The organism is Streptomyces sp. R28 (assembly GCF_041052385.1).
Lineage (GTDB): Bacteria > Actinomycetota > Actinomycetes > Streptomycetales > Streptomycetaceae > Streptomyces.
In genome coordinates this window covers 5,384,329-5,398,242 of record NZ_CP163439.1, presented here as the reverse complement: position 1 = coordinate 5,398,242, position 13,914 = coordinate 5,384,329, and the positions used below count along the sequence as shown (strand labels likewise).

Genomic DNA, 13,914 nt, shown 5'->3' with positions numbered 1-13,914 from the left:
GAGGCGGCCGGGGTCTGTTCAGATTCCGATGTGGTGACTCACGAACCCGTGGGCACGGAGTCAGTCGCCTCCGTCCACAGATCCTGCTCGGCGCGATCCGCCTGGATCTGGCGGTACACGAGGAGCCCGCCGATGGCGGCCAGTGCGACCAGGAGAAGCTTCTTCACCGCGCGACCTCGTCTTTCCTTGACGTAGGGGACCTCTGCCGCCCGACTATACACACCGACCGATATCGATCGGTGACCTGCGTCGGGGCTCAACTGCCGTCCGGCGGACCGCAGTAGAAGCGGATGACGGCGCCCCGATCAGAGGGTGATGACACCTCGACAGATGGTTACTTTGCTCCCCTTCCTCGCTTTCTTGCGGTTTTCAGGCCTGATGCGCCCATCCGAGTGGTGTTCATCTGAAGATCGACGCGTCATGAGCGTCGGTCCATGACTTCGCGGCCCTCATACACATCATGAGGAAAGTACGCAAATCGCCCAACCCGAAAGTGAGGGGCCATGGCCCGGAACAAGGTCATGAACCTGTGGACCACGATCGTCACCGCCTTCCTCGCGCTGTGCACTGCGCTCGGATTCGTCACGACGAGCGCCGCTGCGGCCGCACCGCACAAGGAGGCGTCGCGCAAGAGCGACAGCGACCGCGACACCAGCGCACAGCTGTCAGTGCCGGCGATGCCCCAGTGGGCCTGGTCCTACGCCAGAGCACTGCCCCCCACGATGAAGCAGCGCATCCGCGCCGAGGCGCACGGCAAGACCCCCAGCTGCCGCCACCGTCCGCTCACGGACACCGAAACGGCCCCGTCCACCGCGGCCGTCGACGCCTGCGACTCCGCCGAGCCCCCGGCCCAGCCCCTGGTCCCGCACCAGCGCTGAACCCACGGCTCACCCCGAGACGTAACTGCCTCAACCCAGTTGTCCCAGACCGCAGCATCACAGCGAGCTTGCGTACACAGCAGCACGGCTCATGCACAGCACCGCTCACACAGCACGGCCCATACACAGCACCGCCTTACACAGCACCGCTCAGGACGCCGGCCTCTACGACGTACGCACCTCATCCCGGTTCGACGATGTGCCGGAGATAGGCCCAAGGGTCGTTGAGGTAGCGCCGCCAGTGGTCGACGAGTTCCAGATCCCGCCAGTCGGCGGGACGCATTCCGTGGTCGCCCACCTCGATGATCTCGGCGCCGGGCAGCGCCGTCAGCACGGGTGAGTGCGTGGCGCAGATGATCTGCGCGCCGGAACGCCCCAGTTCATGCAGCAGCCCGACGAGTTGAAGACAGGAAGCGAAGGACAGCGCGGCCTCGGGCTCGTCCAGGACGTACAGCCCTGGCTCCCGGAACCGCTCCCGGAAGGCCATCAGAAAGCCTTCGCCGTGGCTCATCTCGTTCACGGCCCCGGACAGCCGCCCCGTCTCCTGCTCCCGGCCCAGCGCGTCCAGCGCGGTCTCCGCCCGCAGAAAGAAGCCTCTGCGGCGCGTCCGAGACCCACGCAGCATACGGCGGCCGGCCGCCGTCGCCTCGAACCGTATCCGCCCGCCCAATGCCGACGGCTCACGCCCGCCGGCGTACCGGTAGCCCGCGGATCCGCCCCAGGAGTCCAGGCCGAACCCCTCCGCCAGGGCCTCGACGAGCGTCGACTTGCCCGAGCCGTTCTCCCCCACCAAGAACGTGACCGGCGCGGTGAACTTCAGGCCGTCGTCCAGCAGCTGCCGCACGCACGGCACCGACCACGGCCACTGGTACCCCTCGCCCAGCTCGCCCTCGGCAACATGCGCGTATGCCCGTTCGACGATCATTCCGCCAGGCTCTCATCCGGCACTGACAATCGCGTCCCGCGAGACTCGCTCACCGCTGGTCGGAACCGGGCGTATTTCGATGTCGGCCGAAGACGTCAAAGACCCCCAACGATGACCGTTTGGGGGTCCTTTCACTGGTGGAGCCAACAGGTTGCTCACACCCGCCGCTATTCACTGGTGTTGGTATCGGACTCCTATGTCAGCTCGTTGCGCCTTTGACGCAGCCTCTGAACTGCAAGTCCGCCAGGCCGGGCACACGCGCTCCCAGGGGTACTCACTGAGAGCGTTGGCCAAGGACACAGAACTCGTTTCCTTCGGGGTCTGCCATGACAACCCACGGCTGGTCACCCTGGCCAATGTCGACACGCTTCGCGCCATGAGCCTCAAGGCGAGCCACCTCGGCGTCCTGGTCATCAGGCACGAAGTCGAGATGCAGCCGGCTCTTGGCCTTCTTGCTCTCATCGAACCGGACGAAGTCCAACCCAGGTCGGCGATCCGGCTCCGGGCGGATCTCGAACTCGTCATCAGAGGAGTAAACGACAACCCAGCCAAGAGCCTCGGCCCACCACCGTCCCAAGGCCACCGGATCCACCGAATGAACGATTACCTGTTCCCATTCCAAGGTCATCCGCCGATCCTAGGCAGACCGGGGCTTCGAAAACAGGCCCTTGAAGCGCTGCGCGGCAGGCCATGCCCTCCGCTCCCCATTCCCGTCCGTCGTCGCCCTCCACGCCGTGGAGCGGGTGTGGTTCATGGCGTCGAGGTGGAGCGCGCCGATGTGCGACGACGTGGACGCCATGGACCGTTCCTGCTCGGCTCTGCGGGGTCGATGGTGGACGGGCTGGCAGCCCACCACGCTCGCCGCGATGTGCCCCCAGCCGGGAACGGCGGGCCCCTCCATCCCGGTGCCGGCCGGTCCCCTGCTGGAGGCACCGCCTTTTACCGTGGCGGGATGCCGTCGCCATGCTCGCTGAGCTTCTGGAAGATCCACTCATCGGCTGATGTCAGCCGTGGACGTCAAAGACCCCCAGCCGTGATCGACTGGGGGTCTTTTCGCATGTGGGGCTAACAGGATTTGAACCTGTGGCCTCATCCTTATCAGGGATGCGCTCTAACCAACTGAGCTATAGCCCCGCCGCGCTCTGCGGTGTGTCCCGCGCGCTGACTCCTGAAGATTAGCGCACGACATGGGCAGTCCCAAAATCGGTTGTCGGGGGACCGTCAGGAGGGGTTTGAAACCGTCTCCGGGCGGCCACCGTCATCCGACCTCGGTCACTCTCACTCGTCCTCCGCGAGCGTCAGCTCGACGCCGCCCACGAAGCCGGCGGAGAGGTTGTAGATGAACGCGCCGAGTGTCGCCAGCGCCGTCGCGAGGACGACGTCGATGACCGCGATGATCGACGTGAACATCAGGACGTGCGGCAGCGACAGGAAGGACTGCAGGTCGAAGCCGTTCGACTCGTTCGAACCGGTCGCCTCGGAGATCGTGCCGCCCACCGTCGAGAAGACACCCATGGCGTCCATGACCATCCAGAGCACCGCGGACGCGACGATCGTGCAGATGCCCAGCGCGATGGAGAGCAGGAAGCTGACCTTCATCACCGACCACGGGTCGGCCTTGGCCACGCGCAGGCGCGCCTTGCGGGTGCGGGGCGTCGTACTCGCTCCTGTGCGCGGCCGACGTGCGGCGCTCGCCGGAGCGGGCGTCTGGTAGGCCTGCGGCGGGTGGTAGGGCCCGGAGGGCTGCTGCGCCTGCCGTTCCCCCGGCAGCGGCGAAGCCGGCGGCGCGGAGGCCGCCTGCTGCGCCCCCGTGGGCGCGGGCTGCGGCTGTGGCTGCGGCTGGGCGCCCGGAGCGGCCGAGCCCGCGCCGGCCGCGTACTGCTGGGGCTGCGGGCCTCGGGTGTCCGTCACGGTTCCCCCCTGGGATCCAGGTTCGTCTGGCGAGGGCGAGTCCTTCGCGGGCGGCTTGATCGCTTTGAGCTGGGTCGTGTGCGTGTCCGTCGCACGCGCGGCGGAGCCACGGCCGCCGCCGTCCGTGTCCTTACCGGCCGTAGAACCGGTCGAGGTACCGGACGATCCGGCGCCCGTGGCTCCGCTCACGATGACTCTCTCCTCGTGCTACTCGGCCGAGGGTGCCTCACCCTCGTCCGTGCCGATGGTCGTGGCGGCACCCTCGTCGGTCTCGTCGACGGCCAAGTCGCCGTCGACCTCCTCCGCCTCGCGTCCCGCCTCGGCGTTACGAGCGATACCGACCACGGCATCGCGCTTGCCCAGGTTGATCAGTTGGACGCCCATGGTGTCACGGCCCGTCTCCCTGACCTCGTTGACTCGCGTACGAATCACACCGCCGCCCAGCGTGATGGCGAGGATCTCGTCGGTCTCCTCGACCACCAGCGCACCGACGAGCGAGCCGCGGTCCTCCACGATCTTGGCGGCCTTGATACCGAGGCCGCCGCGGCCCTGGACGCGGTACTCGTCGACGGGGGTCCGCTTCGCGTACCCACCGTCGGTGGCAGTGAACACGAACGTACCGGTTCGAACAACATTCATCGAGAGCAGCTCGTCTCCCTCGCGGAAGCTCATGCCCTTGACACCGGAGGTGGCGCGGCCCATGGGACGCAGCGAGTCGTCCGTCGCCGTGAACCTGATCGACTGTGCCTTCTTGCTGATCAGAAGCAGATCGTCGTCGGCCGAGACGAGCTCGGCACCGATCAGTTCGTCGTCGGAACCGTCCTCGCGCTCGCGCAAGTTGATCGCGATCACGCCGCCGGAGCGAGGCGAATCGTAATCCTTCAGCGGCGTCTTCTTCACAAGTCCGCCCTTCGTGGCGAGCACCAGGTACGGCGCCGCCTCGTAGTCGCGGATCGCGAGGATCTCGGCGATCGCCTCGTCCGGCTGGAAGGCCAGCAGGTTCGCCACGTGCTGGCCACGCGCCTCACGTCCGGCGTCCGGCAGCTCATAGGCCTTCGCCCGGTAGACGCGGCCCTTGTTGGTGAAGAACAGCAGCCAGTGGTGGGTCGTGGACACGAAGAAGTGGTCGACGATGTCGTCTTCCTTCAGCTTCGTACCGCGTACGCCCTTGCCGCCGCGCTTCTGCGCCCGGTAGTCGACGGTCTTGGTGCGCTTGACGTAACCGCCGCGCGAGACCGTGACGACGATGTCCTCCTCGGCGATCAGGTCCTCGATGGACATGTCGCCGTCGTAGGGCACCAGCATGGTCTTGCGGTCGTCGCCGTACTTCTCGACGATCGCGGCGAGTTCCGCGCTGACGATGCCACGCTGGCGGACCGGCGAGGCCAGGATCTCGTTGTACTCGGTGATCTTCGCCTGGAGCTCGTCGTGCTCCTGGATGATCTTCTGGCGCTCCAGGGCGGCCAGTCGGCGCAGCTGCATCTCGAGGATGGCGTTGGCCTGGATCTCGTCGATCTCCAGGAGGTCCATCAGGCCCGTGCGCGCGATGTCGACGGTGTCGCTGCGCCGGATCAGCGCGATGACCTCGTCGATGGCGTCCAGGGCCTTCAGCAGGCCGCGCAGGATGTGCGCCCGCTCCTCGGCCTTGCGCAGGCGGAACTTCGTACGACGGACGATGACCTCGATCTGGTGCGTCACCCAGTGGCGGATGAACGCGTCCAGGGAGAGGGTGCGCGGGACGCCGTCGACGAGCGCCAGCATGTTGGCGCCGAAGTTCGTCTGCAGGTCCGTGTGCTTGTAGAGGTTGTTCAGGACGACCTTGGCGACCCCGTCGCGCTTCAGCACGATGACCAGACGCTGGCCGGTACGGGACGACGTCTCGTCGCGGACGTCCGCGATGCCGCCGACCTTGCCGTCCTTCACCAAGTCGGCGATCTTCTGCGCGAGGTTGTCGGGGTTGACCTGGTACGGCAGCTCCGTGACCACCAGGCACTGGCGGTTCTGGATCTCCTCGACCTCGACGACCGCGCGCATGGTGATCGAGCCGCGGCCGGTGCGGTACGCCTCCTCGATGCCCTTGCGGCCCACCACCAGGGCACCGGTCGGGAAGTCGGGGCCCTTGATGCGCTCCATGAGCGCGTCGAGCAGTTCCTCGTGCGAGGCCTCGGGGTTCTCCAGGTACCACTGGGCGCCGGAGGCGACCTCGCGCAGGTTGTGCGGCGGGATGTTGGTCGCCATGCCGACCGCGATACCGGCGGAGCCGTTGATCAGCAGGTTCGGGAAGCGGGCCGGCAGGACGGTCGGCTCCTGGGAGCGGCCGTCGTAGTTGTCCGTGAAGTCGACGGTCTCCTCGTCGATGTCACGGACCATCTCCATCGACAGCGGCGCCATCTTGCACTCGGTGTAGCGCATGGCCGCCGCCGGGTCGTTGCCCGGAGAGCCGAAGTTGCCGTTGGAGTCCACCAGCGGCATCCGCATCGACCACGGCTGCGCGAGACGGACCAGCGCGTCGTAGATCGAACTGTCGCCGTGCGGGTGGTAGTTGCCCATGACGTCGCCGACCACGCGCGCGCACTTGTAGAAGCCGCGCTCGGGGCGGTAGCCGCCGTCGTACATGGCGTACAGCACGCGGCGGTGGACGGGCTTGAGGCCGTCGCGGACGTCCGGCAGCGCACGCGAGACGATGACGGACATCGCGTAGTCGAGGTACGAACGCTGCATCTCCGTCTCGAGCCCGACGGGCTCGACACGCAGGGTCTGTCCCTCGTCAGGAGTGACGGGAGTGTTCTCGTCGGTCATTGCTGGTGAAGGTCCTTCCTGGTGCGGTCAGCTGAGACCGACTCAGATGTCGAGGAAGCGGACGTCCTTGGCGTTGCGCTGGATGAACTGGCGGCGCGCCTCGACGTCCTCGCCCATCAGGACCGAGAACAGGTCGTCGGCCTGGGCGGCGTCGTCGAGGGTGACCTGGCCGAGGACGCGGTGCTCCTGGTCCATGGTGGTCACGCGCAGCTCCTCGGCGTTCATCTCGCCGAGACCCTTGAAGCGCTGGATGGAGTCCTCACGGACGCGCTTGCCGCGCTGACGCCCCATCTCGATCAGCGCGTCACGCTCACGGTCCGAGTACGCGTACTCGACGTCGTCCCGGCCCCACTTGATCTTGTACAGCGGGGGACGGGAGAGGTACACGTGCCCGGCCTCGACCAGCGGCCGCATGAAGCGGAACAGGAAGGTCAGCAGCAGGGTGCTGATGTGCTGGCCGTCGACATCGGCGTCCGCCATCAGGATGATCTTGTGATAGCGGAGCTTCTCGATGTCGAAGTCCTCGTGCACGCCCGTGCCGAAGGCGGAGATCAGCGCCTGGATCTCCTGGTTCTGCAGGATCTTGTCGATCCGCGCCTTCTCGACGTTGAGGATCTTTCCTCGGATCGGGAGGATCGCCTGGTACTCCGGGTTGCGGCCGGACTTGGCCGAGCCGCCGGCGGAGTCACCCTCGACGATGAAGATCTCGCACTTGGTGGGGTCGTTCGACTGGCAGTCGGAGAGCTTGCCCGGCAGGGACGCCGTCTCCAGCAGGCCCTTACGACGCGTCAGGTCACGGGCCTTGCGGGCCGCCACGCGCGCGGTGGCCGCCTGGATGCCCTTACGGATGATGTCCGCCGCCTCGTTCGGGTTGCGGTCCAGCCAGTCCGTCAGGTGCTCGTAGATGACCTTCTGGACGAAGGTCTTCACCTCGGTGTTGCCCAGCTTGGTCTTGGTCTGGCCCTCGAACTGCGGCTCGCTCAGCTTCACCGAGATGATCGCGGTCAGACCCTCGCGGATGTCGTCACCCGTGAGGTTGTCGTCCTTCTCGCGCAGCAGCTTCTTGTCGCGCGCGTACTTGTTGATCAGCGAGGTCAGCGCGGCGCGGAAGCCCTCTTCGTGCGTACCGCCCTCGTGGGTGTGGATGATGTTGGCGAAGGAGTACACACCCTCGGTGTAGCCGCCGTTCCACTGCATGGCGACTTCGAGGGACAGGTGCCTGTCCTTGTCCTCGGCCTCGAGGTCGATCACGGTGGGGTGGACCACTTCTCCCTTGCGGGAGTTGAGGTACTTCACGAAGTCGACGATGCCGCCCTCGTAGTGGTACGAGACGTACTTGACCTCGTGCTTCTCGTCCTCGCCCGCCTCGTCCGCACCGGCGGTGGCCTTCGCCGACTCACGCTCGTCGGTGAGGTTGATGCGCAGGCCCTTGTTGAGGAACGCCATCTCCTGGAAGCGCCGCGACAGCGTCTCGAAGGAGTAGTCGGTGGTCTCGAAGATGTCCGGGTCGGCCCAGAAGATGACCGTGGTGCCGTGCTCGTCAGTGGCCTCGTGCTGGGCAAGGGGGGCCGTGGGGACGCCCAACTTGTAGTCCTGCGTCCAGCGGTAGCCATCAGTCTTGATCTCGACGGACACCTTGGTCGACAGGGCGTTCACGACGGAGACACCCACGCCGTGCAGACCGCCGGAGACCGCGTAGCCGCCGCCGCCGAACTTTCCGCCCGCGTGCAGCACGGTCAGCACGACCTCGACGGCCGGCTTGCCCTCGGAGGGGACGATGCCGACCGGGATGCCACGGCCGTTGTCCACGACCCGTACGCCGCCGTCGGCCAGGATCGTCACGTCGATGGTGTCCGCGTGGCCGGCCAGCGCCTCGTCGACGGAGTTGTCGACGACCTCCTGCACCAGGTGGTGGAGTCCTCGCTCACCGGTCGAGCCGATGTACATGCCGGGTCGCTTGCGGACCGCGTCCAGACCCTCGAGGACGGTGATGGCGCTGGCGTCGTACGAGGCGGTGACCTCGCCGTTCGACGGGGTCACCGCGCCGTTGGCGCCGGCGTCGGTGGACGGGATGTTCTCGTTGGGGTTGCCGGAATCGGCCACGAAGCGCCCTTTCTGGCACAGCACGAGCCAGGCTCGTCGGCGGGTTGCCGGAGCGGCTGCGGCATGTTGCGTTGGTAAGCCTTGATCAGCGTTGCTCAGCTTTTCCCGGACGGTCCCCACGTTTGGGGCGGGATTGGCTTCCAGTCTACCGGTTGCGCCGACAGTGATGGGGGTTTGCCGGTACCTGAGTCCTCATGTGCCGCCCTGAACCCGGCTCGGCCGACTCCCGATATACGGATGGGGGCTCCAAGAGGCTCAGAGAGGCACTCAGCGCTTCCGGCCGTCAACCCTTGGCTACTTAGGAGTCAGGTCGAGATTCGCAACAGCGTGCGGGTGTACGACGAGGAGGTCACCGACCGTGCGTCGTGACCGCTGACGACTGCTGATGTGATGTCTGTCACCTGTGGAAAACGGGGCTGCCGGGACTGCTGTGACGGCGACTTCGCAGCCGCATCTCCCTGCACTTCCGCAGCGGCGGCTCACGACTTCCACGGCGGCGGCTGACGCGAGTCGGACGCCGCTGATCGCCCTTCGGGACGCCGGACACATGTGGTCCGGCCGATCCGATCAGCCGTAGGTGTCACCGGGACCGGTGCTGCCGGGCGCGCGCAGGGGGCCGTAACGGCGGGGCGGGCCACCGGGGCCCTGCACCTTGATCTGCCGCACCGCACCATGGCCGAGGTCCTCGTTGAGGCGGGCGACCAGCGTCGGGGCGAGCAGCCGAAGGTTCGTCGCCCAGGCCGTCGAGTCGCAGCGCACGACCAGGACCCGCTCGTCCTCGTCGTACTTCTCCGGCACACAGTGCTTGGCGACGTCCTCGCCGACGATCTGCGGCCAACGGCCCATCACACCGCCCACCGCCGCCGGGGTCTCCCAGCCCCGCTCGGTGATCAAGCGGTTAATGGCAGCGCCGAGCGCCAGGGGGTCGCGGCCGTCGGCACGCGCGCCGGAGCGCAGCCCTCCGCGCCGCGCCTGCTTCTTCTGCTGCGCCGCGTCCCCACGCGCGCGTGCCTGCTCCTTGGCCGCCCGCAGCGCCACGCGCGCGAGGTCGACTCCGGAGGGTTCGGGGGCCTTCTTGGGGGCGTTCTCGGACGGGTTCTCGCTCATACGCGCTCCACCGTCCCGTCGGACACGGCGTACCGCGCCCCCGTCAGCACATGCGGTACGTCGTCGTCGACCGCGGCGGTCACCAGGACCTGCTCACCGGGCGCGACCAACTCGGCCAGGCGCTCGCGGCGTCGGGTGTCCAGTTCGGCGAAGACGTCGTCGAGGACCAGCACCGGTTCGTTGCCCTCGGCCCTGAGCAGGTCGTACGAGGCCAGGCGCAGCGCCAGCGCGTAGGACCAGGACTCGCCGTGCGAGGCGTAACCCTTGGCGGGCAGCTGACCGAGTTTGAGAACCAAATCGTCCCGATGGGGGCCTACGAGGGTGACGCCGCGCTCGATCTCCTGCTTGCGGGCGTCGGCGAGCGCCGCCATCAGCTGCTCGAAGAGGCCCTCGCGCGTGTGCGCCCCGCCTGGAGCCGACGGCTTGTAGTCCAGGGCGACAGGGCCGCCGCCGGGGGCCAGTTGCTCGTACGCCTTGTCGGCGAGGGGCTGGATCGTCGCGATCAGGTCCAGTCGCTGGGCGAGCAACTCGGCGCCCGCGTGCGCGAGGTGCTGGTCCCAGACGTCGAGGGTGGACAGGTCCATCGTGCGGCCGCCGTGCCGACGGGCCAGCGCGGCCGTCTTGAGGAGGGTGTTGCGCTGCTTGAGGACCCGCTCGTAGTCGGAACGGACGCCCGCCATGCGCGGGGAGCGGGCGGTGATCAGCTCGTCGAGGAAACGGCGCCGCTCTCCGGGGTCGCCCTTGATCAGGGCGAGGTCCTCCGGGGCGAACAGGACGGTCCGCACGATGCCGAGCACGTCACGGGGTCTGACCTGCGAGGACCTGTTGATGCGGGCCCGGTTGGCCTTGCCGGGGTTCAGCTCCAGCTCGACCAGTTGCTGCCGGTCGCCCTGTTTGACCTGGGCCCGGATGATCGCCCGGTCGGCGCCCATGCGGACGAGGGGGGCGTCGGAGGCGACGCGATGGCTGCCGAGGGTGGCGAGATAGCCGACGGCCTCGACGAGGTTGGTCTTGCCCTGGCCGTTGGGTCCGACGAAGGCGGTGACGCCCGGGTCGAGCGGGACTTCGACCCGGGCGTACGAGCGGAAGTCGGCCAGCGACAGATGCGTGACGTGCATGGTCGTTCGCCGACCTCCCCCAACGTGTGGTTCAGCTTTCCCCAGTTGTGGACAACCGGGTCACTCCTGAGGGTGCCAGGGTGCCATCCCCAGGGTGTGGATTACTTGTTCTCGTTTGCGACGGTGTTCCCGACGGTCGTTCCCGCCGGTTACTTCGTCTCGACCGCGTGGCCACCGAACTGGTTCCGCAGCGCCGCGATCATCTTCATCTGCGGGGAGTCGTCCTGGCGGGACGCGAACCGCGCGAACAGCGACGCGGTGATCGCCGGGAGCGGCACCGCGTGGTCGATGGCGGCCTCCACAGTCCAGCGTCCCTCGCCGGAGTCCTGTGCATAACCCCTGAGCTTGTCCAGGTGCTCGTCCTCGTCGAGGGCGTTCACCGCGAGGTCCAGCAGCCAGGAGCGGATGACCGTGCCCTCCTGCCAGGAGCGGAAGACCTCCCGGACGTCGGTCACGGAGTCGACCTTCTCCAGCAGCTCCCAGCCCTCGGCGTAGGCCTGCATCATCGCGTACTCGATGCCGTTGTGGACCATCTTCGCGAAGTGGCCCGCGCCGACCTTGCCGGCGTGCACGGACCCGAAGTCACCCTCGGGCTTGAGGGCGTCGAAGATCGGCTGCACCTTGGCGACGTTCTCCGCGTCGCCGCCGTACATCAGCGCATAGCCGTTCTCCAGGCCCCAGACGCCGCCGGAGACGCCGCAGTCGACGAAGCCGATGCCCTTGGCCGCCAGCTCCTCGGCGTGCCGCTCGTCGTCCGTCCAGCGGGAGTTCCCGCCGTCCACCACGACGTCACCGGGCTCCAGCAGCTCGGCGAGCTCGTCGATGGTCGACTGGGTCGGGGCACCGGCCGGGACCATCACCCAGACCACACGCGGCCCGGGGAGCTTGCCCACAAGCTCTTCCAGGCTGTGGACGTCCGCGAGGTCCGGGTTGCGGTCGTATCCGACGACGGTGTGGCCCGCGCGGCGTATCCGCTCGCGCATGTTGCCGCCCATCTTGCCGAGGCCGACGAGACCGAGCTCCATCAGTTGTTCCTTAGGTTGCTGTGGCGTGTGAGGCACCTTCGTACCCACGTCCGAGCCTAAACCCGGACGCACGCGCACATCCGTGGGCATACGCGCTCATACGTACGCCCTCACCTGCGGCTTCGCCCGACAGATCGTCCCCAGGCCCGGTGATCCACCGGTACTGGGGACGCTGTGGACAACTGCGGCGCCAAAGGCAGCAGGTCAGCCGCTCAACCGCACCGGCATGATCAGGTACTTGTAGGCCTCGTCCGCCTCGGCGTCCAGCGCCGGCTTGCCGCTGAGCAGCGCCGGCTTCGTGGACGTCGTGAAGGACAGCTGGGCCACCGGGGAATCGATGGCGCTCAGACCGTCCAGCAGGAAGGTCGGGTTGAAGGCGATCGACACGTCGTCGCCCTCCAGCTGGGCGTCGACCCTCTCCACAGCCTGTGCGTCGTCGCTGGAACCGGCCTCCAGGATGAGCACGCCCTGCTCGAAGCTGAGCCGCACCGGGGTGTTCCGCTCGGCGACCAGCGCCACACGCTTGACAGCCTCCACGAAGGGGGCGGTCTCGATGACGGCCACGGAGTTGAACTCCGTCGGGAACAGCGAGCGGTACTTCGGGAGGTCACCCTCGAGAAGACGGGTCGTCGTACGACGGCCGGCGCCCTCGAAGCCGATCAGGCCCTCGCCCGCACCCGAGCCGGACAGCGCCAGCGTGACACTGTCGCCGCTGGTGAGCGCCTTGGCGGTGTCCAGGAGCGTCTTGGCGGGGACCAGGGCGACGGCCGAGGCCTCCGGGTTCTCCGGCTTCCACAGGAACTCTCGGACCGCGAAGCGGTAGCGGTCGGTGGACGCCAGTGTCACCGTGTCGCCCTCGATCTCGATGCGCACACCGGTGAGGACGGGCAGCGTGTCATCACGGCCGGCCGCGATGGCGACCTGGGCGGCGGCGGAGGCGAAGACCTCGCCGGGCACGGTGCCGGTCGCGGTGGGCATCTGCGGCAGCGCCGGGTACTCCTCCACAGGCAGGGTGTGGAGTGTGAACCGGGAGGAGCCGCAGACCACGGTCGCCCGTACACCGTCTGTGGAAATCTCCACCGGCCGGTTGGGGAGAGCGCGGCAGATGTCGGCGAGCAGGCGGCCGGATACCAGCACCGTGCCCTCCTCCTCGACCTCGGTCTCCACGGACACGCGCGCCGAGACCTCGTAGTCGAAGCTGGACAGGCTCAGCTGGCCGTCCTCGGCCTTGAGGAGGAGGCCGGCGAGGACAGGCGCCGGCGGACGGGCCGGGAGGCTGCGCGCCGCCCAGGCCACTGCCTCCGCGAGTACGTCGCGTTCCACCCGGATCTTCACTGTTGCCGCCTCCTGCTGTTGCCGGCGCTTCTCGGCCTGCCTGGCTTCGTCGTCTGTCTCGGTGTCGTCGGCCCCAGTGAGGGGAAGGACACCGGGAACAGTCTGACGCACCCCACTGACAGTAGGTGCCTCTCGGGGTCAAGTCGTGACGAGGGGCAGCCGGGAGCCGGACAGCGAGTTGTGCACAGGGCCCTCTTCGAAACGGATTCCCAGCTCTCTCTAGTTGGGAGTAGTAGTAGGGCCTGTGGAAACCGTGGATAACCCTGTTTTCGCAGGTCAGGCCGGAAATTTTGTCCACGGGGCCTGTGGGCGGAGGCGGTGGACAACCGGGCGTCTCTGTGGAGAACGGAAAGTTCTGCACACGCCGTGCACAGCTTCGGGCGACTTCTCCCCAGCGCCGTCCCCAGCTTTACCCACCTTTCCCACAGCCCAACCAGGCAGCTTCGTGTGACGCCTTTCACTCGACCCGGTGAGGAGGCGCGTCGCGTTGCCGAACAGTGGACAGCGATGTGGAGAAGCTGGGGATCACTGGGGACAACCGTCCTCAGCCTGTGGGTTGTCGGTGGACAACTTCATGCACAGCTTGTGGATCGCTGCGCTGTCCACAGTCTGTGGAGATCCTTCGTCCACCAATCCACAAGCACCTGACCTCGCCTGATCGTCTCTCGAGGGAGGAGGCTGTGGACACGGTCTGGACAACTTTCCGGTCCCCA

The 13,914-nt window shown here is 67.5% G+C and carries 11 protein-coding genes and 1 tRNA gene; 1 reads left to right on the top strand and 11 read right to left on the bottom strand.

Going from position 1 to position 13,914, the window contains the following annotated elements; genetic code table 11:
* Positions 1–38: 38 nt before the first annotated feature.
* The gene (locus AB5J49_RS23985) at positions 39–167 is read right to left on the bottom strand and encodes a DLW-39 family protein (protein ID WP_003999697.1); all 129 of its coding nucleotides are present in this window, start codon (positions 165–167) and stop codon (positions 39–41) included.
* 336 nt (positions 168–503) lie between these two features.
* Between AB5J49_RS23985 and AB5J49_RS23980 the strand changes: the two genes are divergently transcribed.
* Complete coding sequence (locus AB5J49_RS23980; protein WP_369170663.1) at positions 504–878, top strand: DUF6344 domain-containing protein; 375 nt, start codon at positions 504–506, stop codon at positions 876–878.
* 181 nt (positions 879–1,059) lie between these two features.
* Here AB5J49_RS23980 and AB5J49_RS23975 read toward each other — a convergent pair whose 3' ends face one another.
* From AB5J49_RS23975 to dnaN, 10 genes are all read right to left on the bottom strand, one after another.
* Positions 1,060–1,803, bottom strand: coding sequence for an AAA family ATPase (locus AB5J49_RS23975; RefSeq protein ID WP_369170662.1), 744 nt, complete (start codon positions 1,801–1,803; stop codon positions 1,060–1,062).
* A 274-nt stretch (positions 1,804–2,077) separates the two neighbouring features.
* Positions 2,078–2,431: a VOC family protein gene (locus tag AB5J49_RS23970; protein ID WP_369170661.1), complete on the bottom strand. Its 354-nt coding sequence runs from the start codon at positions 2,429–2,431 to the stop codon at positions 2,078–2,080.
* Positions 2,432–2,863: 432 nt separating this feature from the next.
* Positions 2,864–2,937 (bottom strand) — tRNA-Ile (locus AB5J49_RS23965).
* Positions 2,938–3,081: 144 nt separating this feature from the next.
* Positions 3,082–3,903 (bottom strand): DUF3566 domain-containing protein, encoded by an 822-nt coding sequence (locus tag AB5J49_RS23960; protein WP_369170660.1) that lies wholly within the window; start codon positions 3,901–3,903, stop codon positions 3,082–3,084.
* 18 nt (positions 3,904–3,921) lie between these two features.
* Positions 3,922–6,513: a DNA gyrase subunit A gene (gene gyrA / locus AB5J49_RS23955; RefSeq protein WP_369170659.1), complete on the bottom strand. Its 2,592-nt coding sequence runs from the start codon at positions 6,511–6,513 to the stop codon at positions 3,922–3,924.
* A 42-nt stretch (positions 6,514–6,555) separates the two neighbouring features.
* Positions 6,556–8,616, bottom strand: a complete 2,061-nt coding sequence (gyrB, locus tag AB5J49_RS23950) for a DNA topoisomerase (ATP-hydrolyzing) subunit B (RefSeq protein WP_369170658.1) — start codon at positions 8,614–8,616, stop codon at positions 6,556–6,558.
* A gap of 567 nt (positions 8,617–9,183) precedes the next feature.
* A complete protein-coding gene (locus AB5J49_RS23945) occupies positions 9,184–9,723 on the bottom strand; it encodes a DUF721 domain-containing protein (protein WP_369170657.1) in 540 nt (179 codons plus the stop codon).
* Positions 9,720–10,841, bottom strand: a complete 1,122-nt coding sequence (recF, locus tag AB5J49_RS23940; protein ID WP_369170656.1) for a DNA replication/repair protein RecF — start codon at positions 10,839–10,841, stop codon at positions 9,720–9,722. The genes AB5J49_RS23945 and recF overlap by 4 nt, the downstream gene beginning before the upstream one ends.
* Positions 10,842–10,990: 149 nt before the next feature.
* Positions 10,991–11,866 (bottom strand): phosphogluconate dehydrogenase (NAD(+)-dependent, decarboxylating), encoded by an 876-nt coding sequence (gnd, locus tag AB5J49_RS23935; RefSeq protein WP_274240991.1) that lies wholly within the window; start codon positions 11,864–11,866, stop codon positions 10,991–10,993.
* Between the two features lie 204 nt (positions 11,867–12,070).
* Complete coding sequence (gene dnaN / locus AB5J49_RS23930) at positions 12,071–13,201, bottom strand: DNA polymerase III subunit beta (RefSeq protein WP_369175236.1); 1,131 nt, start codon at positions 13,199–13,201, stop codon at positions 12,071–12,073.
* Positions 13,202–13,914 lie beyond the last annotated feature (713 nt).

Bases quoted from the DNA above. Each gene is read 5' to 3' on its own strand.
- AB5J49_RS23980 (WP_369170663.1), top strand. From the start codon at position 504: ATGGCCCGGAACAAGGTCATGAACCTGTGGACCACGATCGTCACCGCC.
- AB5J49_RS23970 (WP_369170661.1), bottom strand. From the start codon at position 2,431: ATGACCTTGGAATGGGAACAGGTAATCGTTCATTCGGTGGATCCGGTG.
- AB5J49_RS23945 (WP_369170657.1), bottom strand. From the start codon at position 9,723: ATGAGCGAGAACCCGTCCGAGAACGCCCCCAAGAAGGCCCCCGAACCC.
- recF (WP_369170656.1), bottom strand. From the start codon at position 10,841: ATGCACGTCACGCATCTGTCGCTGGCCGACTTCCGCTCGTACGCCCGG.
- AB5J49_RS23975 (WP_369170662.1), bottom strand. From the start codon at position 1,803: ATGATCGTCGAACGGGCATACGCGCATGTTGCCGAGGGCGAGCTGGGC.
- gnd (WP_274240991.1), bottom strand. From the start codon at position 11,866: ATGGAGCTCGGTCTCGTCGGCCTCGGCAAGATGGGCGGCAACATGCGC.
- gyrA (WP_369170659.1), bottom strand. From the start codon at position 6,513: ATGACCGACGAGAACACTCCCGTCACTCCTGACGAGGGACAGACCCTG.